Raw genomic sequence first — 25,733 nt, forward strand, 5'->3', positions numbered from 1 at the left:
TTCTGCTGAGGAAATGGCTCATGGTTCTGCGTTCGCAAATTCTCGCCCACAAACTCGAACTGCCCAGCGCCGAGCAAGCCCTGCCCGGCCGAGCCGAAGCCATGGCAGTGCCCGCTGCGCATTTCGTCAATGGCAACTCACTACAAGGGCCATTCCCAGCGGGCCTTGAGCAGGCGGTGTTTGCCATGGGGTGTTTCTGGGGCGCCGAACGGCGCTTCTGGCAGCAACCGGGCGTGTGGAGCACGGCGGTCGGCTATGCCGGCGGCCATACGCCGAACCCGACCTATGACGAAACCTGCTCGGGCCTGACCGGCCACACCGAAGTGGTATTGGTGGTGTTCGACCCAAAGCTCACCAGCTATGCCGCCCTGCTGAAAGTCTTCTGGGAGGCGCACAACCCGACCCAGGGCATGCGCCAGGGTAACGACATGGGCAGCCAGTACCGCTCGGCAATTTACTGTTACGGGGCAGAGCAACTGGCCGCAGCGCAAAGCAGCCAAACGCAGTTTCAGGTCGAGCTGGAAAAATCCGGTTTCGGAGCGATCACCACTGAAGTACGTGAGGCTCCACCGTTCTATTACGCCGAGGCTTATCACCAGCAGTATCTGGCAAAGAATCCAGGTGGTTATTGCGGGTTAGGTGGCACAGGCGTGTGTCTGCCGATATGAGCGGAACCCGCAGGGTGATAGCCGAGTCGATTGTTTATCGAACCTGCGGGAGTTTGCCCCATGGAACTAAGCAAAATCGCTAGCGCGGTTTCCGCCGCCAACGCCAGCCAGGCGTCGGCACAGATGTCGCTGCTAATCCTGCAAAAAACCCTGCAGCTGCAAGCCGAGAGCGCCGCCGGCTTGATTCAGAGCATCGCCCCGGTCAGCGCGCCGAGCAATCCACCCAACCTGGGCAACAGCGTGGATATAAGCGTCTAGCCTCATCAGATCCCACGCAGACCAGCCAATGGCGCCTGACAGCTAACGCTCCAGGCTGGCGGCTTCTTGAGCTTGCACTGGCGCGCCGTGCCGCCAATTTTTCAACACCCCGGCAACCCGATAACCGCGCCAACCGATCATGCGCGTGGCAGTCAACACCCCCGCCATCAGGGCACCGCCAACCCCGGCGGTCACCGTATCGGCGCCGGTCAGATACAGGCCCTTGATCGGCGTCTGGCTGTGAATCCAGTGCTGCTCGAAACGCTCAACCGTGTGGTCGATACCATAGATCTCACCCTGCTCGTTCCACTGGTACCACTCGGTAGACAGCGGCGTGCCTAGCTCGCAGAAGTCCAGTGCGCCGCGTAGTTGCGGCTGGTGCTGGTAAAGGGTTTCCAGCAGTTGCTCGGTGAGCTGCGCCTTGAAGGCCTCGTAGTCGGCGCCGCGCTTGCCCCAGGTCGTGCCTTTCCACTGGGCGAACCACTGCGGCTGGGTCGGCGCAACGATTTCCACCGTTGCCTTGTTCGGGTAATGCGCATCCCAGGCCGGGTCCTTGGCCGAGGGGAAGCTGATATAGATCAGCGGCATCGCCGGGTTCTGTCCGGCCATAAAGCTGCTGACGTTGTGGTCGTGATCATGGGTCGGGTAGACCCAGTAGTTGGTCTTCGGCAGCTTCAGCTCGGCGGCGCTGCCCTTGAAGCCGGCGTACAGGCACAGGGTGGCGGCCGACAGTTTGACCTTGGGCAGTTGCTCCAGCAGGCCATACTCGCTGGCCACCTGATGGTCGAGCAGGCGGCTATAGGTTGGCACCAGGCCGGCGCAGCTGACGATCTGTGGCGCGCGAATCTCGAAACCATCCTTTTGCATGCGCACGCCCACCGCGCGGCCTTTCTCCACCAGAATCTTGTCGACCCCAGCATAGGTGAACACCTGGCCGCCGGCCGCTTCGATCACCGGGATGATGGTTTCGGAAATCTTTATCGCGCCGCCCACCGGGTAGTTGCCGCCAGTGATGTAGTGCTTGGCGACCATGGCGTGCATGACGAAGGCGGCCTCAGCCGGTGGCAGACCGTAGTCACCCCACTGCGCGGTGAGCACACCGATCAGTTCCTGGTTATCAGTCAGGCCTTCGAGCACTTCGCGGGTGGTCTTGAAGAAGTAATCCGGCAACCACAACCGACGCAGCTTGCTATAAAGCATGCCCAGTGAACGTGGCAGCGCTTGCCCGGCGAAGAAGCGCGGCACCTTGGTGCTGACCTCGCTAAGCAGGTCGACATAACGCTCAAGCACCGCTGCTTCATCGGGGAAGTGGCGCAACATTTCGGCCTTGAACTCCTCGCGCCCGGCCACGTAGTCGTAGGTCTTATCGCCAATGACGATGCGGTCATAGTGGGCATCCATCGGCGCCCATTCGAGCTTGCCGTCAGAAATCACATCGAAGATCCGGCGGATCGCCGACCAGGGTTTGTGCACCTCGCCGATGTAGTGCACGCCCACATCCCACTCGTAGCCTTCGCGCTCATAGCTGTGGGTGTAACCGCCCGCAGTGTAGTGCTGCTCCAGCACGCACACACGCTTGCCGAGTTTGGCCAGCAGCGCCGCAGCGGTCAGCCCGCCAATGCCGGAGCCGATGATGATGGCGTCGTAATCACCCTGGACCAGGCGCGGACGGAAGCGGGTACCGGTGCGTTTCATGGGAAGCTCCTGCGTTATTCTTGTTATGCAATTATTTGCATACTAGGCTGCAAGTAGAACCCATGCAACTTTTTGCATAATCCGTATACTGCTGCGCACTTATAATAGCCGCCGGTGAAACCCGCCTATGTCGCTCAAGCACGCCATCCTTATCCTCCTGGAAAGCGAACCCGGCAGCGGCTACGACCTGCTTAAGCGCTTCAAGGATGGCCTCGGCTACTTCTGGAACGCCAAGCACCAACAGGTCTACCTGGAGCTGAAAAAACTCAGTGAAGCCGGTTGGCTGGAGTTCGAAGCGCAGGCCCAGGACACCCGTCCGGACAAGAAGAACTACCGCCTGACCCCCGCCGGCCACGCCGAGCTGCTGCGCTGGTTGGGCGAGCCGGTGCAGCCGAACAAGATCAACGATGCGCTGCTGGTGAAGTTGTACGCGGGCGCGCATACCTCGCTGGATAACCTGCGCGAGGAAATGAGTCGGCATGTGGCCGTGCACCGCAAGACCCTGGACAGCCTGCTGAGCATCGAGCGCGACTACCAGGCCCTGCCCACCGAGCAACGCAAGGCACTGCGCCTGCCCTACCTGACCCTGCGCCGCGGCATTCTCGGCGAACAGTCCTGGCTGGCCTGGGCAGATGAGGTCGAACAGGAGCTGCGGCAGCACTAAGCGCCGCAGAACTTATTGCAGATACTGCCAGCTGATAGGCAAACCGCTAGACTGCAAGCCAATAGCCACCAGTGCCGATACCCGCATGCCAGCGACCTCCGCCTACATATCCCCCGATCAACTGTGCGTCGGCCTGTATATCCAGCTCGAACTGGCCTGGTGGGAACACAACTTTGCCTTCAGCAACTTCAAGATCAAGGATGACGCGCAGATCAGTGCCTTGCGCGCTCTGGGCCTGGAGCGTTTGCGCTACGACCCGACACGCAGTGATTGCCCGCCGCTGGCCGCTGACACGACCCAAATTGCGGCCGAGCCCGTAACAGCGCCAACGCTAAGCCCCCAGCAGCAAGCCAGCCAGGCTCGCGCGGAAAAGCTCAAGGCGCTGCGCAAGCGTCTGGCGGAAGTGGACCGCAAGTTTGTCCAGGCCAGTCAGCAGGTCAAAACGCTGAACCAGACCCTGCGCAGCCGCCCGGAAGATGCCATCAAACAGGCCGGAGAGATTGTCGGCGCGATGGTCGAAACCCTGCTCGGCGGCAGCGGCGTGGTGCTGCACAGCATCAACAGCAAGGCCGCCGAAGACAGCTATTTCCATTCACTGAATGTCACCGTGCTGGCCCTGCTGCTCGGTCGCCAACTCGGCCTGGACAGCGAGGACTGCCATATCCTCGGTCTCGGCGCGCTGCTGCATGATGTCGGCAAGCTGGAAGTACCAAGCAAGGTGCTGCTGAAAAGCGAGCCGCTGACCCGCCCGGAACAACAGCTGCTGCAACTGCACTGCGAATTCGGGCTGCGCATGGGCCAGAAGCTGATGCTCGATGATGAGGTGCTGCGCATCATCAACGAGCACCATGAGTACTGCGACGGCAGCGGCTACCCACGCCAGCTGCGCGAGGCCGCCATCGGCCGGCTAAGCCGCCTGGTATGCATCGCCAACCAGTTCGACAACCTGTGTAACCCGCTCAACCCGCGCGATGGTCTCAGCCCGCACGAAGCGCTGGCACTGATGTTCAAGCAATACAGTGCGCGCTTCGATGCGGTGGCGCTAAAGGCCTTTATCCGGGTGATGGGCATCTATCCGCCAGGCTGCCTGGTGCAGCTGGACGACCAGCGCTACGGCCTGGTACTGGGCATGAACCCCAGCCAACCGCTGAAGCCGACGCTGATTGTCTACGATGCCGCAGTGCCCAAGAACGAGGCGCTGATCATCGATCTGGAGCAGGAACCGCGCCTAAGCATCGCCGCCGGCCTGCGCCCAGCCCAGCTACCGCGCGAAGCGCTGGAATACCTTAATCCGCGTCAGCAGCTGAGCTACTTTGTCGAGCCGGCCAAAGGTCGCTAACCAGCGCTGCTTTCCTCGATCAACCAATCCATGCGCCAGCCACCCTGGCTTTGCCCGAGCAGTTGGGCCAGCCAGGGCAGGATTTGTTTGAGTTCGTCTTCCAGGCCCCATGGCGGGTTGCTGATCACCAGGCCAGAGCCGTTGAGGCGCGCGGCTTCGTCGGTGGAGTGCACGTAAAGCTCCACCCGCAGCAGCTTGGGCGCCTTGCTCTTTTGCAGGTCGCTGTAGAAACGGCGTAACTGGCGCAGGTCTTTGATCGGGTACCAGATCGCCACCACCGCCTGGCGCATGCGGCCGATGGCTTCGCTCAGCGACTGGGCGCAGCGTTCCATCTCATCCACCTGCTCAAACGGCGGGTCGATCAGCAGCAGTGCGCGCTTCTCGCGGGTCGGCAGCAGGGCGCGCGGCACGTACCAGCCTTCACCCAAGTGCACCGCAACGCGGCGGTCGCCGTGCATGTTTTCCTTGAGCAGGCGGCCGTCTTCCGGGTGCTTCTCATTCAGGTGCAAACGGTCCTGTTCGCGAGTCAGCAGGCGCGCCAGCTCCGGCGAGCCTGGGTAATGGCGCAACTCGCCATCCGGGTTCATCGCCCGGATCACTTCCAGATAGTCCAGCAGCGGGTCCGGCACATCCGTGGCCTGCCACAACCGCGCGATGCCTTCCAGCCACTCGCCGGTACGGCTGGCCTGGTCGCCGCGCAGGTCATACAGGCCAATGCCGGCATGGCTGTCGAGGTAGGCGAACGGCGCCTCCTTGCGTGACAGCAGGGCAATCAGACGACTGAGGACATAGTGTTTCAGCACATCGGCATGGTTGCCGGCATGGAAGGCGTGGCGGTAGTTCATTTGGGCGAGCTCCTGTGGCCGCACAGTTTAACAGGCCGTCCTGAGCCCGACAGCCGCATTTGCCCGAGGGCCTCGTCAAGGGTTAGGGTGTCTCGCCACCCAGACCAAGCCAAGGAGAACGGCATGTCATTGCAAGCGCTATTGGGTATCGAGCTGCCCCTGATCCAGGCCCCCATGGCCGGCGTACAGAACCACAGGCTGGCCGCAGCCGTATCGAATACCGGCGCGCTTGGCTCACTGCCCTGCGCCATGCTCGACGCGGACGGCTTGCGCAAGGAGCTGCAGGCCCTGACTGGGGCAACCCGCAAGCCCTATAACCTGAACTTCTTCTGCCACACCCCACCACCTGTTGATAACGCACGTGCAATCACCTGGCGCGAGGCGCTGAGCCCCTACTACGCCGAGCTGGACATTGACCCCGCAAGTATCGCCAGTGGCCCTGGCCGTCTACCGTTCAGTGCCGAGATGGCCGACTTGCTGGATGAGTTTCGCCCGGCGGTAGTGAGTTTTCACTTCGGCCTGCCCTCGGCCGAGCTGCTGGCGCGGGTCAAGGCCTGCGGGGCCAAGGTGTTGGGCTCTGCGACCACGGTGGAGGAAGCGCTGTGGCTGCAGGACAACGGTGCCGATGCAATCATCGCCCAGGGCCTGGAAGCCGGCGGCCATCGCGGCATGTTTCTCAGCGACGAGTTGAGCAGTCAGCTCAGCACCTTCGCCCTGTTGCCGCAGATCGTCCAGGCGGTGCGCCTGCCAGTGATTGCCGCCGGCGGCATCGCCGACGCCCAAGGCGTGCGTGCCGCCATGACCCTCGGCGCGGCTGGGGTGCAGATCGGCACCGCCTACCTGTGCTGCGATGAGGCCAGCACCAGCGCCATCCACCGCGCCGCCCTGCACAGCCCGGCGGCGCAGCACACGGCCCTGACCAACCTGTTTAGCGGCCGACCGGCGCGCGGCATCGTTAACCGGGTGATGCGCGAACTGGGGCCAATTAGCCCACTGGCACCGGCATTCCCCTTGGCCACAGCGGCCATTGCACCGCTGCGTGCCAAAGCGGAAAGCCTGGGCAGTGGCGACTTTTCACCACTCTGGGCCGGGCAGAATGTCAGTGGTTGCAAGCCCATCGGCGCAGCTGAACTGACCCGCGAGCTGGCTCAAGGTTTGACCCAGTAAGTACGACCGCGACTGCACAACCTCGTAGGGTGGATGACGTCTTTTTCATCCACCATCGCGATCTGGTGGATGGATAAAGCGCCATCCACCCTACTCGATCGCTCCGGCCCCACCCGCAGTTATCACGCTTATTGATAGTGCTGGGAGCCGCACCCGCGGCTGCTTAGAATCTGTTTCGGATCTCGCGAGCTAGAGCGAGACAAGGCAAAAGCAGGCGAGGAAGCGGAGTTTACGAGCTGTAAGTGAGCATTCCGAGCCTGTTTTTAACGCAGTATCGCCGACGCGCAGCAGAGACGAGACAGGTTCTAGACTCGGCGCATCGCCACCGGAGGCACACCCATGTCCGAGTCCCTGCTCAGTTCCCGCAACCTGGCCTTTGAGCTGTATGAAGTGCTGGACGCCGAAGGCCTGACCCAGCGCGAGCGCTTCGCCGAGCACAGCCGCGAAACCTTTGATGCGGCCATCGACACAGCCCGCAGCATCGCCGAGAACCTGTTTGCCCCGCACAACCGCAAGAATGACGAACATGAGCCGGAGTATGTCGACGGCGCCGCGGTACTGATCCCCGAGGTCAAACCGGCAGTGGACGCCTTCCTAGAAGCCGGCTTTCTCAATGCCACTCGTGAGTTCGACGTCGGCGGCATGCAGCTGCCCAACCTGCTGTCGCAGGCCTGCTTCGCGCATTTCCAGTCGGCCAACGCGGCGACCACGTCCTACCCATTTCTGACCATGGGCGCGGCTAACCTGATCGAGGCATTCGGCAGCGATGAGCAGAAACAGCGCTTTCTGCAACCGATGATCGACGGGCGTTTCTTCGGTACCATGGCGCTGACCGAACCGCATGCCGGCTCCTCGCTGTCGGATATTCGCACCCGCGCCGAACCAGCCGAAGACGGCACCTACCGACTCAAGGGCAACAAGATCTTTATCTCCGGTGGCGACCATCCACTGTCGGAAAACATCGTGCATATGGTGCTGGCCAAGCTGCCGGACGCCCCCGCCGGGGTAAAAGGCATCAGCCTGTTTATCGTGCCGAAGTTTCTGGTCAACGCTGACGGCAGCCTGGGCCCGCGCAACGACGTGGTATTGGCCGGTTTGTTCCACAAGATGGGCTGGCGCGGCACCACCTCCACCGCATTGAATTTCGGTGACAGCGGCGGTTGCATCGGCTACTTGGTGGGCAAGCCGCACCATGGTCTGGCCTATATGTTCCAGATGATGAACGAGGCGCGCATCGGCGTCGGCATGGGCGCGGTGATGCTCGGCTATGCCGGCTACCTGTACTCGCTCGACTACGCCCGCCATCGCCCGCAAGGGCGCCTGCCGGACGGCAAAGACCCAACCTCCGGCCAGGTGGCGATCATCGAGCACGCCGACGTGCGGCGCATGCTGCTGACCCAGAAGGCCTACGTGGAAGGCTCCTTCGACCTCGGCCTGTACGCCGCGCGGCTGTTCGACGACACCCAGACCCTGGAGACCGAGGAAGAACGGCGCATTGCCCTGGAACTGCTCGATCTGCTCACCCCGATCGTCAAATCCTGGCCGTCTGAGTTCTGCCTCAAGGCCAACGAGCTGGCGATTCAGATTCTCGGCGGCCACGGCTACACCCGCGACTACCCGGTGGAGCAGTACTACCGTGATAACCGCCTGAATCCGATCCACGAAGGCACCCACGGCATCCAGTCGCTCGACCTGCTCGGGCGTAAGGTGTCGATGAATGGCGGCGCGGCGCTCAAACAGCTGCTCAAACTGATCCACGGCACCTGCCAGCGCGCCGAAGCCCATGCCTCGTTGACCGCCCTGCGCCAGCCGCTGGAGCAACTGCTGGCGCGCCTGCAAACCGTAACCCTGGCGCTGCTCGGCGACCTGATGAGCGGCAAGGTCAACCAGGGCCTGGCCAACTCGGCGCTGTACCTGAAGGTCTTCGGGCATATGGTGATTGGCTGGCGCTGGCTGGAACAGGCGATCCGCGCAGAGGAAGGCCTGGCCCGACTCAATAACGGCGAGGGCAATACTGCCGATGCCGACTTTTATCAGGGCAAGCTACAGGCCGCGCGTTACTTCCTGACCTGGGAAGTGCCGAGCTGCCACCACGACCTGGCCATCCTCGAAGCCCGCGACGATACATGTCTGGGCATGCAGGACGCCTGGTTCTAAACCTGCAGTCGCACTGTAGTTGTCGCCAGACGCCCCGCTAAACGCGGGGCGTTTTTTTTGAGCGGGGCTCGAAGGCAGCGGTTAGAATCTCTGGCACGCGCCATGCATAGTGGCACGTTCACCAACCCGCACGGAGTACGCGCCTTGGATGCCAGCACCATCAACAACCTGTTTTTGATCGGTGGCTTGCTGGTGGCAATGAGCATTCTGGTCAGCGCGTTCGGCTCGCGCTTCGGCATCCCGATTCTGGTGATCTTTCTCGGCGTGGGTATGCTCGCCGGCACCGATGGCCCGGGCGGCATCATCTTCGACAACTACCCGCTGGCTTACCTGGTGGGCAACTTGGCGTTGGCTATCATCCTCCTCGATGGCGGTATGCGCACACGGGTATCGAGTTTTCGCGTGGCCTTGTGGCCGTCCCTCTCACTGGCCACCGTCGGTGTGCTGATAACTGCCGGCCTCACCGGCGTGGCTGCGGCATGGTTGTTCAAGCTGACCTGGATGGAAGGCCTGCTGATCGGCGCCATCGTCGGTTCCACCGATGCCGCGGCGGTGTTTTCCCTGCTTGGCGGGCGCGGCCTCAACGAGCGGGTCAGCGCCACCCTGGAAATCGAGTCCGGCAGCAACGACCCGATGGCGGTATTTCTTACCGTGACCCTGATCGCCATGCTCGGCAGCGGCCAACAAGGGCTGAGCTGGGATCTGCTGCTGCAGTTGCTGCTGCAATTCGGCACCGGCGCGTTGCTCGGCCTGGGCGGCGGCTGGTTGCTGCTCAACCTGGTCAACCGGATGGAATTGGCCAACGGCCTCTACCCTTTGCTGGTGGTCAGCGGCGGGCTGATTATTTTTGCCGTAACCAACGCGATTGGCGGCAGTGGCATTCTGGCAATCTACCTGTGCGGCCTGCTATTGGGCTACAAACCGATCCGCTCACGCCATGGCATTTTGCATATGCTCGACGGCCTGGCCTGGTTGGCGCAGATCGGCATGTTCTTGGTACTGGGCTTGCTGATCACCCCCAGTGAGCTGCTGCCGATTGCCCTGCCAGCCTTGATCTTGGCGCTGTGGATGATCCTGTTTGCCCGGCCACTGTCGATTTTCGTCGGCCTGCTGCCCTTCAAGGGTTTCCATGACCGCGAACGCGCCTTTATCGCCTGGGTAGGCCTGCGCGGTGCGGTGCCGATCATTCTTGCGGTGTTCCCGCTGATGGCCGGCCTGCCGAATGCCCAGCTGTTTTTCAATGTGGCGTTCTTTATCGTGCTGGTCTCGTTGCTGTTACAAGGCACCAGCCTGCCCTGGGCGGCCAAGTTACTGCGCGTCACCGTACCGCCGGAGCCGGCCCCAGTGTCACGCGCCGGGCTGGACGTTCATCCGACCAGTCAGTGGGAGCTATTTATCTATCGCCTTGGCGCAGAGAAATGGTGCATCGGCGCGCCCCTGCGTGAATTGAAGATGCCCGACGGCACACGCATCGCCGCGCTGTTCCGTGGCAAGGAACTGCTGCATCCCTCCGGCAGCACCACCCTGGAAGCCGGCGATCTGCTCTGCGTAGTCGGCCATGAACACGACCTACCCGGCCTCGGTAAGCTGTTTAGCCAGGCACCAACGCGCGGCCAGGACCTGCGCTTCTTTGGTGATTTCGTGCTCGAAGGCGATGCCGAACTGGCGGCCATTGCTGCCCTCTATGGCCTGCAGCTGGAAGGCGCCGAGGGCCAGCTGCACCTGGGCCGCTTTATCGCCCACAAGATTGGCGGCTCGCCGGTTATCGGCGACCAGGTGGAATGGCAAGGCCTGACCTGGACGGTGGCGGCCATGGCAGGGAACAAGATCCGCAAGGTCGGCGTCAGATTCCCCGAGGGCAGCCGTCCCGGCCCTGGGCTCTTCCTCTAACCCACCCCAATAAGCCGTTTTCGACGGTACAGGCGCCGGTCCGTACGCCTGTTAAACTCAGCCTCTTTTCGAGCCAACGAACGTCACTATGCCTTCTCTTCGTACTTACCTCGCCGTCGCCCTACTCGGATTGTGCCTGAGCGCCCCCCTGCTGCACGCCGCAGTACCGCCGAACCGCGCTGACGTACAAAGCAACCTGGATAATCTGGCCGAGCGCAAATTGCCGGAAGCCGAGCAGCAGGCCATCAAGCAGACACTGGAAAAGACCCTGGCGCTGCTTGATGAGCAAGCCGACAGCATGAAACGCCTGGCTGATCTGGAGAAGCAACTGCAGCAGGCCCCACGCCTGATTGGCGAGGCGCAACGCGATTACGAACGGCTGAAAAACAGTGCGCCAACCGCGGTGAACCTGCGCCATGGCAAAAGTACCCTGCAGCAGCTCGAACAGTTGCTGGCCGAGCGCAACGCGCAACTCAACGAGTGGCAGAAGCAAATCATTGAAGCCAACAGCCTGGTGATCACCGCGCAAACCCGCCCGGAACGCGCTCAAGCCGAGATCAGTGGCAATCAGACCCGCAATCAGGAAATCAACAACATCCTCAAAAGCGGCCGCGAAGGCAGCAAGCCACTGAGCAACGAGCGCCGTGACCAACTGAATGCCGAACTGGCCAAACTCGAAGCGCAAACCCAATTGCGCCGCCAGGAGCTGGCTGGCAATAGCCTGCTGCAGGACCTCGGCAACAGCCGCCGCAGCCTGCTCGACGAGCGCATCAAGCGCCTGGAAAAAGAGCTGCTCGACCTGCAGAACCTGATCAATGAAAAGCGCCGCAACCTGTCCGAGCAAACCGTCGCAGAGCAATCACGCGAGGCCGAGAAAGCCGGCAGCGGCACCGTGCTGGCTCGCGAAAGCGCGCTGAACCTGAAGCTTTCCGACTACCTGCTGCGCTCCACCGACCGGCTCAATGAGCTGACCCGTCTGAACCTGCAGACCAAGCAGCAGCTCGACAGCCTGAACCAGAGTGACCAGGCCCTGGCCGAACAGATCAGCGTGCTACAAGGCAGCCTGCTGCTCTCACGCATTCTCTATAAGCAGCAACAAGCCTTGCCGACACTAAAGCTCGACAGCAGCCTGCCGGACCAGATCGCCGACCTGCGCCTGTACCAGTTCGAGCTCAACCAGCAACGCGAAGCCATCAACAACCCCAGCGTATATGTCGATAGCCTGCTCACCGATAGCGCGGCCGACAACGCGTCCCTGCGCACCGACTTACTGGAAATCATCAACACCCGCCGCGAGCTGATTGATCGCCTGAACCGTGAGCTGAATGCCCTGCTCAACGAGTCGATCACCTTGCAACTGAATCAGAAACAACTGAAAAGCACCGCCGAAACCCTGCGCACCACCCTCGACGAGCAGATGTTCTGGATCCCCAGCAACAAGCCGCTGAATCTGGAATGGTTCAAATCCGCGCCGCGCCTGCTGGAACGACAGATCGCCGATCTGCCCTGGGGCGCCAACCTGCGCCAGCTGGGCGCCGGTCTGACCGAACGGCCACTGCTGTTTCTGCCCTTGGTGCTGTTGATTGTTGTGCTGTTGTGGCGCCGTGGTTACCTGTACCGCAAGCTCAGCGAGCTGCACCAGGACATCGGCCACTTCAAGCGCGACAGCCAGCTGCACACGCCGATGGCGATCATGCTCAACGTCCTGCTGGCGCTGCCCGGTACACTGTTCCTGGCCTTGTGCGGCTTTGCTCTGCAGATGGACGCCCGCGGGCAGAACGCCAACCTCGGTGAAGCCCTGTTCCAGATGGCCCAGGCCTGGCTGGTGTTCTACACCCTGTATCGCATCCTCGCTGATGGCGGCGTGGCCGAACTGCACTTCCGCTGGGGCCGCCCGCAGGTAGCCTTCCTGCATCGCCAGGTTCGCCGCCTGGGCCTGGTGGTCATGGCCATGGTCGCCGTAGTGACTGTGGCCAAGCACCAACCCGCCGGTTTGGGCGATGACGTGATCGGCCTGACCGTGGTGCTGAGCTGTTACGCCTTGATGCTCTGGCTGCTGCACAAGCTGCTGCTCACCGGCCCGGCCCGCGAACATGCCTCGGCCTTCCGTATGCTGATCGGCATGGCCCTGAGCCTGCTACCACTGGCACTGATCATCGCGGTCGGCCTCGGTTACTACTACACCGCGCTGAAACTCAGCGACCGCCTGATCAACACCCTGTACCTGCTGGTGATCTGGCTGGTTATCGAAGCCACCTTTGTCCGCGGCCTGGGCGTGGCGGCACGACGCCTGGCCTACCAACGCGCGACGGCGAAACGCCAGGCGCAGAGCAAAGACAGCGGCGAAGGCACAGAAATCGTGGTCGAGGAACCGACCCTGGATATCGAGCAGGTCAACCAGCAGTCGCTGCGGCTGATCCGCCTGGCCCTGCTCGGCACCTTTATCGCTGGCCTGTACTGGGTCTGGGCGGACCTGATCTCGGTGTTTGCCTATCTCGACAACATTTCCCTCTATCAATACAGCAGCGGCAGCGGTGATGCCGCCACCCTGGTGCCGATCAGCCTCAGTGATGTGCTCGGCGCACTGATCATCGTTGGCATCACCATCGCCCTGGGCCGCAACCTACCTGGCTTGCTCGAAGTGTTGGTGCTCTCCAGGCTGAAGCTGGCCCAGGGCAGCGCCTACGCCACCACCACCCTGCTGTCCTACCTGATCGTGGCCATCGGCTTTGTCACCACTCTGTCGACCCTCGGCGTCAGCTGGGACAAGTTGCAGTGGCTGGTCGCAGCCCTGTCGGTGGGCCTCGGCTTCGGCCTGCAGGAGATCTTCGCCAACTTTATCTCCGGCCTGATCATCCTTTTCGAGCGGCCGGTGCGGATTGGCGACGTGGTGACCATCGGCAACCTGTCCGGCACCGTGAGCAAGATCCGTATTCGTGCCACCACCATCACCGATTTCGACCGCAAAGAAATCATCGTGCCGAACAAGACCTTCGTCACCGACCAATTGATCAACTGGTCGCTCAACGACACCGTTACCCGGGTTATCGTAAAGATCGGCGTAGCCTACGAAACCGACCTGCCACTGGCACGCAAGCTAATGATGCAGGCCGCCGAGGAAAACCCACGCGTGCTGCGCGACCCGGCGCCGTTGCTGTTCTTCCTGACCATCAGCGCGAGCACCTTCGACTACGAGCTGCGCTTCCATGTGCGTGAACTCGGTGACCGCAACGCCGCCACCGACGAAATTCTCACGCGCATCGCCCTGAGTTTCCGTGAGCACAACGTGGAAATGGCCTTCAACCAGGTCGAGGTGATGATCAAGAACCTGCAGGGTCAGGAGCTCAACCTAAGCAGCGGACAGCTCATAAACGCCGGGGCAGCGGCCGCCGCGAAACAAGAGCCACTGCCGCCAGTCCCTTCTGTAGACCCGCTGTAAGTCTGTTACTCGCCCGCCGCCGCGGGCCTGAACCCTCATCATCGCCGGGCCGCGCCAGCCCGGCCGGAGTCTGATCGTGAAGTCGCTCATTGAGCTGCAATTCGACAACCGTTTCGCCCGCCTCGGCGACGCTTTCTCCACCCACGTATTGCCTGAACCGATTGCCGAACCGCGCCTGGTCATCGCCAGCCCGGCGGCCATGGCCCTGCTCGACCTCGACCCAAGCGAGGCCGACAACGAGGTATTTGCGCAGATATTTAGCGGACACAAGCTATGGAGTACGGCCGAGCCACGCGCCATGGTCTATTCCGGGCATCAGTTCGGTGGCTACAACCCGCGCTTAGGTGATGGGCGCGGCCTATTGCTCGGTGAGGTAATCAACGACGCTGGCGAGTACTGGGATTTACATCTTAAAGGTGCCGGACAAACGCCCTACTCACGCATGGGCGACGGCCGCGCGGTACTGCGCTCATCGATCCGCGAATTTCTCGCCAGTGAACACCTGCATGCCCTCGGCATCCCCAGCTCCCGAGCGCTGTGCGTGACCGGTTCCAGCACGCCGGTGTGGCGCGAGAAGCAGGAAAGCGCGGCTATGGTGCTGCGCCTGGCACCCAGCCATATCCGCTTCGGTCACTTCGAGTATTTTTATTACACCCAGCAGCATGAGCAGCTCAAACAGTTGGCCGAACATGTGCTGCACAAGCATTACGCCGATTGCCTACAGCAAGAGCAGCCGCACCTGGCGATGTTCCGCGAAATCATCGAGCGTAACGCCGCCATGATTGCCCACTGGCAGGCCTACGGCTTCTGTCATGGCGTGATGAACACCGACAATATGTCGATCCTCGGCATCACCTTCGATTACGGCCCCTACGCTTTCCTCGATGATTTCGACGCCAAGCACATCTGCAACCACTCCGATGACACCGGCCGCTACAGCTTTAGCAACCAGGTACCGATCGCCCAGTGGAACCTCGCCGCCCTTGGCCAGGCCCTGGTGCCGCTGGTCGATGTAGAAGCGCTGCGCGAAACCCTTAACCTGTTTCTGCCGCTGTACCAGGCGCATTACCTCGACCTGATGCGCAAACGCCTGGGCCTGCTCAGCACCGATGAGGGCGACGAAACCCTGGTACAACGCCTGCTGCAACTGATGCAGAGCAGCGCGGTGGATTACACACTGTTCTTCCGCGAACTCGGCGACAGCCCGGCAGCGCAAGCCGTGGCGCGCCTGCGTGACGACTTTACTGACCTCGCTGGCTTCGACGTCTGGGCCGCCGACTACCTGGCGCGCGGCACTGAGGATGGCGATGACCCGGCGCAGCGGCGCGAACGCATGCACGCGGTCAACCCCAAGTACATTTTGCGTAATTACCTGGCCCAACAAGTGATCGAAGCTGCCGAGCAAGGCGACTACGCCCCGGTGCGCGAACTGCATCAGGTGTTATCACAGCCCTTCGATGAACAGCCCGGCTTCGAACGCTACGCCCAGCGCCCGCCGGAATGGGGCAAACATCTGGAAATCAGCTGTTCGTCATGAGCAGCGCTCAAGCAGTAGGGTGGATGACGCCTTTTTCATCCACCAACTGCCCCGGTGGATGGATAGAGCGCCATCGACCCTACGAACCCAGCATCCACTCCAACCCCATGGCCACATGCAACTCGGCGCTGTCGAGCAACGGCAGCGGCGCATCCAGGCCGTCGAGTAACAGGCCGATCTCGGTGCAGCCAAGGATGGCCACTTCGGCGCCCTGGGTTTGCAACGTACGCAAACAATCCAGATAGAACGCCTGCGCCTGTGGCAGAAACTGGCCCTGGCACAGTTCGGCAAAAATCACCCGATCGACTTCCGCCATCTGCGCCGCGTTCGGGGTAATCACCTCAATCGCGAAGCGCTCAGCCAGGCGTTGGCGGTAGAAATCTTCCTGCATGGTAAAGCGTGTACCGAGCAAGGCGGCACGGCGTACACCCTGGCGCTGCAGGGCTTGGCCGACGGCATCACCGATATGCAGCAGAGGAATCTGCACTGCCGCTTCGATGGCCGGCGCCACCTTGTGCATGGTGTTGGTGGCCAGCAGCAGGGCCGTTGCACCCGCCTGCTCGAGGCCCCGAGACGCCTGCGCCAGGACCTGCCCTGCCGCCTGCCAGTCGCCGCGACGCTGCAGCTCGGCGATCTCGGCAAAGTCCACCGAATGCAGCAGCAACGGCGCCGAATGCAAACCACCGAGACGTTCACGCACGCCCTGATTGAGTAACCGGTAATAGCTGGCCGTGGACTCCCAGCTCATCCCCCCGAGAATGCCTAACTGACGCATACCACCTCCTGCTCGTTAAAGCCTTGAGCCTAATCCGCGCCCCCTCCAACGCACAGACACAGTCCACGCTAGAGCAGCCGGTACAGCCTTATCTATTAAATCGAAAAGGCATATAAACCTTTCCAAACATTCTTAGACTCTCTAAGCAGCAACCCTTATCTTCTCCGCCTTGCGTGGCCGCGCCGTCTGGATTCGCCGCGCCCGATACCTCACACGAGATTCGCACGCTAAGGATGTTCATGTTCTGGGACTCTCTTCCCCTGCCCTTGTTGTTTGTCGGTGCCCTGCTGGTTTGGGTGCTGTACGCCTTTGTGCGCGAGAAGTGGAGCCCGGACATTGTTGCGGCCATCGCCGTAGCGGCGCTGCTGATTACCCAGCTACTGGAACCCAAGGAAGTGCTCAGCGTGCTGAGCAACTCGGCGCCAGTCACCATTGCCTGCATGTTCGTGCTCTCGGCCGCACTAGAACGCACCGGTTGCATCGACGCTCTCGGTAACTGGCTGGGGAATCTGGTCGGTACCAGCCCGATTCGCGTACTCACCGGGCTAACCATCACCGCACTGGTGATCTCGGCGTTCCTCAACAACACGCCGGTGGTGGCCATTCTCACTCCGGTGGCAATTTCCCTGGCGCGGCGCGCCGGCACCCTGCCCTCGAAGCTGCTGATTCCGCTGTCCTACGCCACCATCCTTGGCGGCACTCTGACCATGATCGGTACCTCGACCAACATTCTGGTCGACGGCGTGGCACGCAAGGCTGGCCTTGAGCCCTTTGGCATGTTTGAAATCACTGGTGCCGGGCTGATCCTGGCAACGGTGGGCATGCTCTATCTGCTGACCATAGGTCGCCATCTGCTGCCTGAGCGCGAGACGCTGTCCAAGCAGCTGCGCCCGAACCTCGACCGCACCTTTATGACCGAGCTGCTGGTGCCACAGAATTCGCCAGTGATCGGCAAATCCCTGCACGAAGCCAACCTCAATGGCGGCAGCGGCCTGCAGGTGCTGAAGATCTTCCGCGACGAGCAGGAACTCACCGAACCGGCCCACGACACCCTGTTAGTTGCCGGCGACCAGCTGGTGCTGCACGGTCAGGTCAAGGATGTGGTGGAGCTGCGCGAAAGCGGCCACCTGATCTTCAACCGCAGCGATGCCTTCGAAACCATTAGCAGCCATGACGTGATCCTCGCCGAGGCCATCGTCGGGCGTAACTCGCGCTACAGCCACCGCCCCATGCGCGACCTTGACCTCACCGCGCGCTATGGCATCGCCGTGCTTGCCGTGCACCGTCAGGATGAAAATATCCAGGGCAACCTGGATGAATTCGAGTTGCAGTTCGGCGATGTGATGCTCGTGGAGGGCACGCCAACGCAGATCAAGCGCTTTGCCGACAACGGCGAGCTAATCAGTCTTAACGCCGTGCAGGAGCGCGCCTTCCGCCGCGACAAAGCACCGATTGCGATCATCGCCACCCTGGCGGTGATGCTGCTGGCGGCCTTCGGCGTGATGCCCATCGAAGGCCTGGCGATCATCGGCGCGGTGACCGTGCTGGCAACCCGCTGCCTGGATGTGGAAGACGCCTACAAGGCGGTGGATTGGAAGATTCTCAGCCTGATCTTCGGCATGCTGGCCATCAGCATCGCCATGGACAAAGTCGGCCTCGTCAGCCTGATGGTCAGCAATGTCATGGACCTGATGCCCTGGGCCGGGCCGCTGCTGATGCTGTCGTTTATCTACCTGTTTACCTCGATCCTCACCGAGGTGCTGTCGAACAACGCTGTCGCCGTGCTGGTGACGCCGATTGCCATCGGCATGGCCCAGCATTTGGGCGTGGACCCGCGCGCCTTTGTGGTCGCGGTGATGTTCGCCGCCAGCGCCAGCTTCGCCACCCCCATCGGTTACCAGACCAACACCTTTGTGTATAACGCCGGCGGCTATCGCTTTACCGACTTTATGAAGGTCGGCATTCCGCTCAACTTGTTGCTGTGGGTAGTCGCCAGTTTCGTCATTCCCTGGTTCTTCCCGCTGACCCCAGTCTGACTTGATATCGCCGTGGCGCGACTCCATCTATTCGGCATTGCCCGAGGAGTCGCCCATGACCAATCCCCTGCTGATCCCCTGCCCAAGCTGCAATGGCCTTAACCGCATCCCCGCCGAACGCCTGAGCGATGCACCGCGCTGCGGCCGCTGCAAGGCAGAGGTGTTGCCGAGCATGCCTTTCGAGCTGACCCAGGCCAACTTCGATGCGCAGAACAAGGGCGACCTGCCGCTGCTGATTGATGTGTGGGCCAGCTGGTGCGGCCCGTGTCGCAGCTTCGCGCCGATCTATGAACAGGCCGCCGCGCAGCTGCAAGGCCACTGCCGCCTGGCCAAGCTGGACAGCGAAGCCAACCCGCAACTGTCGGCGGAAATGGGTATCCGCTCGATCCCGACGCTGATCCTGCTTAAGGGCGGCGTCGAGGTTGCCCGGCAAAGCGGCGCGCTGCCCTTGCCGCAATTGCTCGGTTGGTTGCGCCAGCAAGGCATCTGAGCGAATCGGTCAATCGACCGGCGGCCTGCCGGTCATTACCCCGCCACCAACCAACCTTTAGGCTGGCTGCACAACAATAACTGTGGAGCCGAGCATGACCATGCCTATCGAACTGGTGCGCCAGCTCACTGAAGAACAGATCGCCTTTGTCCAGCGCAGCGGGCTCAAGGCCGAAGTGCTGGAAGCTGGCCATGTGCGTCTGCGCATGCCGCTGGCGGGTAACCAGAACCATATCGGCAGCATGTACGCCGGCGCGCTGTTCACCCTGGCGGAAATTCCCGGTGGTGCACTATTTCTCACCAGCTTCGATGCCCAGCGCTTTTACCCCATCGTCAAGGAAATGAACCTGCGCTTTCGCCGCCCCGCCAGCGGCGATATCTGGGTCGAGGCATGCCTTACGGCGGAAGAAATCCAGCAGCTGCAAAAGCAGGCAACAGAACTCGGCAAAGCCGAGTATGTTTTACAGTTGCAGCTGACCGATGAGAGTGGTGAAGTAGTGGTCGAGAGTCGCGGCCTGTATCAATTACGCGCACGCTGACACCTGACCTTGCCCTGGGTCAAAAGTCCAGCTATGACTCGAGGTCACAATAAATGTGCCGACATGCATCGGCAGGAGAACGCCGACCATGCCCAGTCACATTCTTATCGCCCACGACTTGCGCGACACTGCCGACATGGCCCTGTGCCGCGCGGCGCAGCTGGCCAAGCAATTCAACGCCAAACTGACCATCCTGCATGTGCTCGACCCGAGCAAAAGCAGCCAGCAACACGAGCAGGCCAAACAGGCGCTGGATCGCAGCCTGACCCAATACGCCCCGCCCGGCAGCGAGTTGTTAATCTGCACGGGCATCAAGCCTTCGGAAATGGTGCTGCAGCAGCTCAATAAGCTTGGCTGCGACCTGCTGGTACTTGGCGGCCATCACCAGCGCCATGACTTCTTTTCCGGCACCAGCCTCGACCGCATTGCCCGCAACTGCCCGGTGCCGTTGTTGCTGGTCGCACGTAACGACTCGCGCCCGTATGAGCGCGCGCTGTCTGCCATCGACTTCTCGCTCTGCGCCTGCAGCGCCCTCGGCCAGGCTTATCGCTTGCTGCCGAAAAACGCCGAGCTGCATGCACTGCATGTGTTCGAACCAGACAAGGGCACGCCCAAACAGATCGAAACGCAACTGGCCACGCAGAAAGCCCTGATCGATCAGTTGCTGGAAGATGAAGCGCAAAATCTTCCGGCAGAAGGCCCGAACCTGACCCACTCAGTGGAGCAAGGCGGCATCCTGCGCTGCCTGCAAGCCCGCCTGAAAAGTACCAACACCGAACTGCTGGTACTCGGTAGCCACGGCCGCAGCGCACTGTCACAAGCATTGCTCGGCAGCCTGGCGCAGCATTTCCTGCATAAGGCGCCCTGCGACATCTACGTCGTCCGCTAGGTTTCTGCGCCCAACAAAAAAGCTGCCTAGGCAGCTTTTTTGTTGGGCGCGTAACGATCAGTTGGCGTTAAGCAGGTCATGCAACTCGACAAACTGCTGGGTCAGCTTGTGGCTGCGATCCAGATAGATCAGCGGGATGCAGGCCTGGTGTGATTCGCGCATCTTCACCGAGCTCATCAGGTTGACCGGCAGCACTGGCAGGCCCTCAGCGATCAGCTCATCGAGCAGCTGTTGCGGCAGGCTGGCGCGCGGCTGGAACTGGTTGACCACAATGCCTTCAACCTCCAGGCCCTCGTTGTGGTCTTCCTTGAGCTCTTCGATTTCGCGCAGAAGACCATACAGCGCCTGACGCGAGAAGCTGTCGCAGTCGAATGGAATCAGCACGCGATCGGCGGCAATCAACGCGGAGACGGTGTAAAAGTTCAGCGCCGGCGGGGTATCCAGGTAGATCCGCTCGTAATCCTCGCTGAGGTCTTCGAGCAGTTTGCGCAGCTTGTTGATCTTGTGCTTCTGCTCAAGCTTAGGCTGCAGATCAGCCAGCTCGGCCGTGGCGGTGACCACGTGAAGGTTATCGAACGGCGTTTCGTAGATATCCACGCTGCCTTTCTTGCCGAACGGCGTGGACGACAGAGTGCCCTTGAAGAACTCGGCGATACCCATGGGGATGTCCTCGCCGGTCAGGCCGGTGAGGTAATGGGTCGAATTGGCCTGGGCATCCAGGTCGATCAGCAGCGTGCGATAGCCCTGGGAAGCGCTGACCGCGGCCAGGTTGCAGGCAATACTGGACTTACCCACTCCGCCCTTCTGATTGAAGATCACGCGCCGCATAAAACACCCTCCTGAATCCCACATAAGCCCCGGAACGGGCTTGGATTCTATGCAAACTACGTGACAAGGGCGAGATTTTCGGAAAAACCGCCAGCGCCTCCGGTCAGAACGCTATGTCATGGATTTGCGCACAGCCTGCGCGGTCTGGATAATGCCAGCACTTCGCCACACCTGCTGCCAAGCCTCCGCTAGTTGCGGCTGGCTGTAGCCGACACGGACGCGCACCGCGTGACACATTTCAGGATCGAACAATGGCGTGCCTGGGCCCCTGGCCTGGACAGCACGGCTGACTGGTGCGCCTGGCATCAGGCACCGTCACGCCTGGAGGATGCTGGGCAACAACCGGATGTCAGCGCCCTGCCAGCCATGCAACGCCGGCGCCTGAGCCGCCTGGCGCGAATGGCCTTCCACGTCGCCTGGCCGCTGGCCGAAGCGCATCCACAATTACCCATGGTGTTCGTCAGCCGACACGGCGAAACTCCGCGCACCTTGAGCATTCTGACCGACCTGGCGCATAACGAACCGCTGTCACCGACCCAGTTCAGCCTCTCGGTGCATAACGCGATTATCGGCCTGTGGTCGATCCAGCGCGGCGATCACAGCGAAATGACCGCACTGGCCGGCGCTGGAGACGGCCTGGAAAACGCCGTACTGGAAGCCTGCGGCATGCTCCACGACGGCGCGCCGGCGGTGCTGCTGGTGATTGCCGAAGAAACTCCGCCGCAGCCCTATACACCCTTTATTCATGACGTGCCGTTCCCCTATGCCGTTGGCCTGCTGCTGACCCCAGGCGCGGACTGGCAACTGCAGCTCAGCCGAGGGGACGGCCCCGGCAGTGCATGGCCCCATGCGCTTAACCTGGTCCGTGCCCTGTGCAGCGACCAGCCCTCCTTACAGCACCACTGGAAGAGCCGAGAATGGACCTGGTCTCGCAACAAGGCCTGAGCCGGCACAGCGCGCCCTATTGGTGGCGGCTGATTGCCACGGCCCTGAGTTTCAGCCTGTTCGGTATCGGCGGGGTGCTGCTGCGCGTGCTGATCTTCCCGCTGCTGGCCCTGCTGCCGGGTGACTCCCTGAGTCGGCGCACGCGCGCCCGCGCCGTGGTGAGCAAGACCTTCTACCTGTTTGTGCGCTTTATGTACCGCAGCGGCGTACTGACCTATGAGGTTGAGGGTATCGAGCGTCTCGGCCAGCCGGGCCAGATGGTCATCGCCAACCACCCCTCATTGATTGACGTGGTGGTGCTGATCGCCTTTATTCGCGACGCCAACTGCGTGGTCAAACAGAGCCTATGGGATAACCCGAGCATGCGTGGGCCACTGCGCGCGGCCCACTACATCAGCAACAGCGGCAGCATGGATATGCTCGACGAGGCGGCCGGAGCGCTGCAAAGCGGCCAGACCCTGGTGATTTTCCCTGAGGGCACACGCACCACACCGGGGCAAAACCCGGAGTTTCATCGTGGCGCGGCGGCCATCGCCCTGCGTGGCGCACGCATCGTCACCCCAGTAGTGATCAGCGTCAGCCCCACCACCCTGACCAAAGCCGAGCCTTGGTACAGCATTCCGTCGCGCCGTTTTCACATTCGTCTGCGTGTAGGTGAGGATATTGACCCACAACAGTTCAATGCCATGGGGCCACCGCCGATAGCCTCACGCAAACTCAACGATTTTCTGCACCAACACTTTATGAAGGAGCTCGCCAAAGATGAGCGATTTACAGCTGGAAATTAAAAACCTGATCATCGACGCCCTCGGCCTCGAAGACATGGCGGCCGAAGACATCGCCGCCGACCTGACCCTGTTTGGTGAAGGCCTGGGCCTGGATTCGGTAGACGCCCTGGAACTCGGCCTGGCCATCCAGAAACGTTTCGGCATCAAGATCGACGCCGAAGCCAAAGACACCCGTAAGCACTTTGCCAACGTAGCCAGCCTGGCGGCATTCGTGTCATCGCAACAGACCGCCTGAGGAAGCCACCGATGCAAACCCGTGAAGAGATTTTCATCACCCTGCGCGACGCTCTGGTTGAGCTGTTCGAACTGGATGCTGAACGCGTTACGCCAGAAGCTAACCTCTATCAAGATCTAGAAATCGATAGCATTGATGCCGTTGACCTGATCGACCATATCAAACGCCAAACCGGCAAAAAGCTCGCCGCTGAGGAATTCAAGGCAGTGCGCACCGTGGGTGACGTGGTCGAGGCGGTGCTGCAGCTGGTCAACGCCCCAGCCAGCGAATAATGAGTCGCCTATTTGGCCTGCTCCTGCTGCTGGCCGGGCTGCTCTATCCGTTTGCCGTGTATTACGGCATGGAGCATCTGTCGCCACGCCTGTTCGCCGCCGTGCTCGGCGGCCTGTGGCTGGTGCGTGCACTCAGCCAATGGGGCAAACCGGGCAACCGCTGGATGACCGCCGTGGCCCTGGCGTTCTGCCTGCTACTGGGCCTGGCGGGTGAGCCCGCGCTGCTGCGCTGGTACCCGGTGCTGCTTAACGGTCTGCTGTTGGCGCTGTTCGGCCTTAGCCTGAAGTTCGGCCCGCCGCTGATCGAGCGCCTGGCGCGCATGACCGAGCCGCAGTTACCGGAAGTGGCGATCCGCTACACGCGCCTGGTCACCGCAGTCTGGGCCTGGTTCTTCCTGGCCAACGGCCTGGTGGTGGTGGCGCTGAATTTCTGGGCGCCGCTGAGCTGGTGGACGCTGTATACCGGGCTGATCGCCTACGGCCTGATGGGCCTACTGTTTGCCGGTGAGTGGCTGGTGCGCCAGCGTGTAAGGAGACATGAATGAACTGGCTGCCCCTCGAGCATCTGCTGCTCGACACCCACCCAGACCGCGCAGTAACCGCAGACTTGGATCAGCCCCAGCTGCGCCAGCACGCCCTGCAACTGGCGGCTGAGTTGCAACGCCGTGGCGTAAAGCGCCTGGCGCTGTACCTCGACGACGCCGCTGAACTGGCCATCGCGCTGCTGGCAGCCTGGCGCGCCGGAATTGCCGTACTGCTGCCGGCCGATGCCCAGCCGCAGACCCGCCTACGTCTCGGCGCGCAGTGCGACCTGTGGCTAGAAAGTCTTGACGGCCTGCTTGATACGAACAACGCTGCACTGCCGCCGGCCCCGCTCGATCTCGACCAGTGCCAGCTGACACTGTGCACCTCCGGCTCCAGCGGCGAAGCCAAGCTGATCGACAAATCCCTGCGCCAGCTGGCCAACGAAGTGAGCGCCCTGGAGCAACAGTGGGGGGAGCAACTGGGCAACGCGACCATCCTGGGTAGCGTCGCCACCCAACATATCTATGGCCTGCTGTTTCGCGTGCTGTGGCCGCTGTGCGCCGGCCGCGCCTTTCTGCGCCGCGCCCAGCCGTTCCCCGAAGACTTACAGCGCGAAAGCCTGGCAAGCGGCACTGACTTTGCCTGGGTCGCGAGCCCAGCACTATTGAAACGCATGGGCGACAACCTTAACTGGCCGGCGCTGCGTGCGGTGCGTAAGGTATTTTCCTCTGGCGGCGCGCTGCCAGCGGATACCGCCGCCGAGCTGCATGAGCTGCTTGGCCAATGGCCCACGGAAATCTACGGCAGCTCGGAAACCGGTGGTATCGCCTGGCGTCAGGGCGGTGAATTGTGGACGCCCTTCGCTGGGGTCGAGCTAGGACAAAACGCCGAAGGCGCTCTGCACCTGACCTCGCCCTACCTGCCGGCTGGCCACTGCGAACAGACCGCCGATGCGGTAGAGCTGCAGGCCGATCGCCGCTTCGCCCTGCGTGGCCGGCTGGACCGGATTATCAAACTGGAAGAAAAACGTATCTCCCTGCCCATGCTCGAACAGGCGCTAAGCAGCCACGAATGGCTCAGCGACGCACGCCTGGGCGTGGTACAGGAAGGCCGCGCCTACCTCGGCGCGCTGGTGGCCTTGAGCCCGGCCGGCCTGCATGCGCTGCGCAACCAGGGACGTAAGACCGTCACCGAAGCCCTGCGCCGCCATCTGGCCGGCCATTGCGAAGCAATCGCCCTGCCGCGCCGCTGGCGATTGCTTGCCCAGCTGCCTTACAGCAGTCAGGGCAAACTGGCCCAAGCCGAAGTGGAGCGGTTGCTGGCCGAATCCCGGCCAACTCAGGTAGAGCCACTGTCTGCCGTCGAGCAGGAAGGCGAATGGCAGCTGCAGCTAGTGGTGCCGCTGGATTTGGCGCACTTTACCGGCCACTTCCCGCAGACCCCGGTACTACCGGGTGTGGTGCAGATCGACTGGGCACAGCAACTGGCGCGCCGCCTGATCAAGGACCTGCCGCCACGCTTCAGCGGCATGGAAGTGCTGAAATTCCAGCAACTGGTGCGCCCCGGTGATCAGTTGCAGCTGACCCTGCGTTTCGACGCTGCGCGCGGCAAGCTGTACTTCGCCTTCCGCAATGGCGAAGCAGCCTGCTCGTCCGGACGGATTCTGCTGGGAGCTGCCGGTGTCTAAAGAACCCCTGGAAAGCGTTGGCGAGGCAGCCAGCGCGAGGCAAGAGCAGGCGAAGAAGCGGAGTTT

At 62.0% G+C, this 25,733-nt stretch carries 23 protein-coding genes; 19 read left to right on the plus strand and 4 right to left on the minus strand.

Features of this window, described 5'->3' with window-relative positions:
- Nucleotides 1-20 precede the first annotated feature (20 nt).
- Both msrA and AACY25_RS06775 read left to right on the plus strand, forming a co-directional pair.
- The gene (msrA, locus tag AACY25_RS06770; protein WP_339523304.1) at nt 21-668 is read left to right on the plus strand and encodes a peptide-methionine (S)-S-oxide reductase MsrA; all 648 of its coding nucleotides are present in this window, start codon (nt 21-23) and stop codon (nt 666-668) included.
- 60 nt (nt 669-728) lie between these two features.
- The gene (locus AACY25_RS06775) at nt 729-926 is read left to right on the plus strand and encodes a YjfB family protein (protein WP_339523306.1); all 198 of its coding nucleotides are present in this window, start codon (nt 729-731) and stop codon (nt 924-926) included.
- Nucleotides 927-968: 42 nt separating this feature from the next.
- Here AACY25_RS06775 and AACY25_RS06780 read toward each other — a convergent pair whose 3' ends face one another.
- Entirely contained in the window at nt 969-2,621 is a 1,653-nt protein-coding gene (locus AACY25_RS06780) for a phytoene desaturase family protein (protein WP_339523308.1), read from the minus strand.
- A gap of 127 nt (nt 2,622-2,748) precedes the next feature.
- Here AACY25_RS06780 and AACY25_RS06785 point away from each other — a divergent pair, with 127 nt between their 5' ends.
- Nucleotides 2,749-3,285 (plus strand): PadR family transcriptional regulator, encoded by a 537-nt coding sequence (locus AACY25_RS06785; RefSeq protein WP_339523309.1) that lies wholly within the window; start codon nt 2,749-2,751, stop codon nt 3,283-3,285.
- Between the two features lie 85 nt (nt 3,286-3,370).
- Nucleotides 3,371-4,624: an HD-GYP domain-containing protein gene (locus tag AACY25_RS06790; RefSeq protein ID WP_339523310.1), complete on the plus strand. Its 1,254-nt coding sequence runs from the start codon at nt 3,371-3,373 to the stop codon at nt 4,622-4,624.
- Here AACY25_RS06790 and AACY25_RS06795 read toward each other — a convergent pair.
- On the minus strand, nt 4,621-5,469 hold the full coding sequence (locus AACY25_RS06795) for a 23S rRNA (adenine(2030)-N(6))-methyltransferase RlmJ (RefSeq protein WP_339523312.1): 849 nt from the start codon (nt 5,467-5,469) through the stop codon (nt 4,621-4,623). The two genes, AACY25_RS06790 and AACY25_RS06795, sit on opposite strands and share 4 nt — an antisense overlap.
- A gap of 123 nt (nt 5,470-5,592) precedes the next feature.
- Between AACY25_RS06795 and AACY25_RS06800 the strand changes: the two genes are divergently transcribed.
- The 5 genes from AACY25_RS06800 to selO all read left to right on the plus strand — a co-directional run bounded on the left by AACY25_RS06800 (nt 5,593) and on the right by selO (nt 15,659).
- Complete coding sequence (locus AACY25_RS06800) at nt 5,593-6,636, plus strand: NAD(P)H-dependent flavin oxidoreductase (protein ID WP_339523314.1); 1,044 nt, start codon at nt 5,593-5,595, stop codon at nt 6,634-6,636.
- Nucleotides 6,637-6,975: 339 nt separating this feature from the next.
- Nucleotides 6,976-8,793 (plus strand): acyl-CoA dehydrogenase, encoded by a 1,818-nt coding sequence (locus tag AACY25_RS06805; protein WP_339523316.1) that lies wholly within the window; start codon nt 6,976-6,978, stop codon nt 8,791-8,793.
- A gap of 144 nt (nt 8,794-8,937) precedes the next feature.
- Nucleotides 8,938-10,683 carry a potassium/proton antiporter gene (locus tag AACY25_RS06810; RefSeq protein ID WP_339523860.1) on the plus strand — a complete coding sequence of 582 codons (1,746 nt, stop codon included), beginning with the start codon at nt 8,938-8,940 and terminating at the stop codon, nt 10,681-10,683.
- Nucleotides 10,684-10,771: 88 nt separating this feature from the next.
- Nucleotides 10,772-14,122, plus strand: a complete 3,351-nt coding sequence (gene mscK / locus AACY25_RS06815) for a mechanosensitive channel MscK (RefSeq protein ID WP_339523318.1) — start codon at nt 10,772-10,774, stop codon at nt 14,120-14,122.
- A gap of 76 nt (nt 14,123-14,198) precedes the next feature.
- Entirely contained in the window at nt 14,199-15,659 is a 1,461-nt protein-coding gene (selO, locus tag AACY25_RS06820) for a protein adenylyltransferase SelO (RefSeq protein ID WP_339523319.1), read from the plus strand.
- Nucleotides 15,660-15,738: 79 nt separating this feature from the next.
- Here the strand turns inward: selO and AACY25_RS06825 are convergent, their stop codons facing one another.
- Nucleotides 15,739-16,434 carry an aspartate/glutamate racemase family protein gene (locus AACY25_RS06825; RefSeq protein ID WP_339523320.1) on the minus strand — a complete coding sequence of 232 codons (696 nt, stop codon included), beginning with the start codon at nt 16,432-16,434 and terminating at the stop codon, nt 15,739-15,741.
- A gap of 239 nt (nt 16,435-16,673) precedes the next feature.
- Between AACY25_RS06825 and AACY25_RS06830 the strand changes: the two genes are divergently transcribed.
- From AACY25_RS06830 to AACY25_RS06845, 4 genes are all read left to right on the plus strand, one after another.
- Nucleotides 16,674-18,470 (plus strand): SLC13 family permease, encoded by a 1,797-nt coding sequence (locus tag AACY25_RS06830; protein WP_339408842.1) that lies wholly within the window; start codon nt 16,674-16,676, stop codon nt 18,468-18,470.
- A 55-nt stretch (nt 18,471-18,525) separates the two neighbouring features.
- Nucleotides 18,526-18,960 (plus strand): thioredoxin TrxC, encoded by a 435-nt coding sequence (trxC, locus tag AACY25_RS06835; protein WP_339523322.1) that lies wholly within the window; start codon nt 18,526-18,528, stop codon nt 18,958-18,960.
- Nucleotides 18,961-19,054: 94 nt separating this feature from the next.
- Nucleotides 19,055-19,498 carry a PaaI family thioesterase gene (locus AACY25_RS06840; RefSeq protein WP_339523324.1) on the plus strand — a complete coding sequence of 148 codons (444 nt, stop codon included), beginning with the start codon at nt 19,055-19,057 and terminating at the stop codon, nt 19,496-19,498.
- An 88-nt stretch (nt 19,499-19,586) separates the two neighbouring features.
- Entirely contained in the window at nt 19,587-20,387 is an 801-nt protein-coding gene (locus tag AACY25_RS06845) for a universal stress protein (protein ID WP_339523326.1), read from the plus strand.
- Nucleotides 20,388-20,444: 57 nt separating this feature from the next.
- Here AACY25_RS06845 and AACY25_RS06850 read toward each other — a convergent pair whose 3' ends face one another.
- Nucleotides 20,445-21,215, minus strand: a complete 771-nt coding sequence (locus AACY25_RS06850) for a ParA family protein (RefSeq protein ID WP_339408847.1) — start codon at nt 21,213-21,215, stop codon at nt 20,445-20,447.
- A gap of 228 nt (nt 21,216-21,443) precedes the next feature.
- Here AACY25_RS06850 and AACY25_RS06855 point away from each other — a divergent pair, with 228 nt between their 5' ends.
- The 6 genes from AACY25_RS06855 to AACY25_RS06880 are packed head-to-tail and all read left to right on the plus strand — an operon-like array spanning nt 21,444 to nt 25,667.
- Nucleotides 21,444-22,160 carry a beta-ketoacyl synthase chain length factor gene (locus tag AACY25_RS06855; protein WP_339523328.1) on the plus strand — a complete coding sequence of 239 codons (717 nt, stop codon included), beginning with the start codon at nt 21,444-21,446 and terminating at the stop codon, nt 22,158-22,160.
- Complete coding sequence (locus AACY25_RS06860) at nt 22,133-22,948, plus strand: lysophospholipid acyltransferase family protein (protein ID WP_339523329.1); 816 nt, start codon at nt 22,133-22,135, stop codon at nt 22,946-22,948. Before AACY25_RS06855 ends, AACY25_RS06860 begins: the two co-directional genes overlap by 28 nt.
- Nucleotides 22,923-23,183 (plus strand): phosphopantetheine-binding protein, encoded by a 261-nt coding sequence (locus AACY25_RS06865; RefSeq protein ID WP_090249897.1) that lies wholly within the window; start codon nt 22,923-22,925, stop codon nt 23,181-23,183. Before AACY25_RS06860 ends, AACY25_RS06865 begins: the two co-directional genes overlap by 26 nt.
- A gap of 11 nt (nt 23,184-23,194) precedes the next feature.
- Complete coding sequence (locus tag AACY25_RS06870) at nt 23,195-23,455, plus strand: acyl carrier protein (RefSeq protein WP_339523330.1); 261 nt, start codon at nt 23,195-23,197, stop codon at nt 23,453-23,455.
- Nucleotides 23,455-24,000 (plus strand): hypothetical protein, encoded by a 546-nt coding sequence (locus tag AACY25_RS06875; protein WP_339523331.1) that lies wholly within the window; start codon nt 23,455-23,457, stop codon nt 23,998-24,000. Before AACY25_RS06870 ends, AACY25_RS06875 begins: the two co-directional genes overlap by 1 nt.
- Nucleotides 23,997-25,667 (plus strand): AMP-binding protein, encoded by a 1,671-nt coding sequence (locus tag AACY25_RS06880; protein ID WP_339523333.1) that lies wholly within the window; start codon nt 23,997-23,999, stop codon nt 25,665-25,667. The genes AACY25_RS06875 and AACY25_RS06880 overlap by 4 nt, the downstream gene beginning before the upstream one ends.
- The last annotated feature ends 66 nt before the right edge of the window (nt 25,668-25,733 follow it).

Source organism: Pseudomonas sp. EA_35y_Pfl2_R111 (genome assembly GCF_963970955.1).
Taxonomy (GTDB): Bacteria; Pseudomonadota; Gammaproteobacteria; order Pseudomonadales; family Pseudomonadaceae; genus Aquipseudomonas.

Coding starts and splice junctions, on each gene's coding strand:
- msrA (WP_339523304.1), top strand. CDS start 21: ATGGTTCTGCGTTCGCAAATTCTCGCCCACAAACTCGAACTGCCCAGC.
- AACY25_RS06775 (WP_339523306.1), top strand. CDS start 729: ATGGAACTAAGCAAAATCGCTAGCGCGGTTTCCGCCGCCAACGCCAGC.
- AACY25_RS06780 (WP_339523308.1), bottom strand. CDS start 2,621: ATGAAACGCACCGGTACCCGCTTCCGTCCGCGCCTGGTCCAGGGTGAT.
- AACY25_RS06785 (WP_339523309.1), top strand. CDS start 2,749: ATGTCGCTCAAGCACGCCATCCTTATCCTCCTGGAAAGCGAACCCGGC.
- AACY25_RS06790 (WP_339523310.1), top strand. CDS start 3,371: ATGCCAGCGACCTCCGCCTACATATCCCCCGATCAACTGTGCGTCGGC.
- AACY25_RS06795 (WP_339523312.1), bottom strand. CDS start 5,469: ATGAACTACCGCCACGCCTTCCATGCCGGCAACCATGCCGATGTGCTG.
- AACY25_RS06800 (WP_339523314.1), top strand. CDS start 5,593: ATGTCATTGCAAGCGCTATTGGGTATCGAGCTGCCCCTGATCCAGGCC.
- AACY25_RS06805 (WP_339523316.1), top strand. CDS start 6,976: ATGTCCGAGTCCCTGCTCAGTTCCCGCAACCTGGCCTTTGAGCTGTAT.
- mscK (WP_339523318.1), top strand. CDS start 10,772: ATGCCTTCTCTTCGTACTTACCTCGCCGTCGCCCTACTCGGATTGTGC.
- AACY25_RS06825 (WP_339523320.1), bottom strand. CDS start 16,434: ATGCGTCAGTTAGGCATTCTCGGGGGGATGAGCTGGGAGTCCACGGCC.
- AACY25_RS06830 (WP_339408842.1), top strand. CDS start 16,674: ATGTTCTGGGACTCTCTTCCCCTGCCCTTGTTGTTTGTCGGTGCCCTG.
- trxC (WP_339523322.1), top strand. CDS start 18,526: ATGACCAATCCCCTGCTGATCCCCTGCCCAAGCTGCAATGGCCTTAAC.
- AACY25_RS06840 (WP_339523324.1), top strand. CDS start 19,055: ATGACCATGCCTATCGAACTGGTGCGCCAGCTCACTGAAGAACAGATC.
- AACY25_RS06845 (WP_339523326.1), top strand. CDS start 19,587: ATGCCCAGTCACATTCTTATCGCCCACGACTTGCGCGACACTGCCGAC.
- AACY25_RS06850 (WP_339408847.1), bottom strand. CDS start 21,215: ATGCGGCGCGTGATCTTCAATCAGAAGGGCGGAGTGGGTAAGTCCAGT.
- AACY25_RS06860 (WP_339523329.1), top strand. CDS start 22,133: ATGGACCTGGTCTCGCAACAAGGCCTGAGCCGGCACAGCGCGCCCTAT.
- AACY25_RS06865 (WP_090249897.1), top strand. CDS start 22,923: ATGAGCGATTTACAGCTGGAAATTAAAAACCTGATCATCGACGCCCTC.
- AACY25_RS06870 (WP_339523330.1), top strand. CDS start 23,195: ATGCAAACCCGTGAAGAGATTTTCATCACCCTGCGCGACGCTCTGGTT.
- AACY25_RS06875 (WP_339523331.1), top strand. CDS start 23,455: ATGAGTCGCCTATTTGGCCTGCTCCTGCTGCTGGCCGGGCTGCTCTAT.
- AACY25_RS06880 (WP_339523333.1), top strand. CDS start 23,997: ATGAACTGGCTGCCCCTCGAGCATCTGCTGCTCGACACCCACCCAGAC.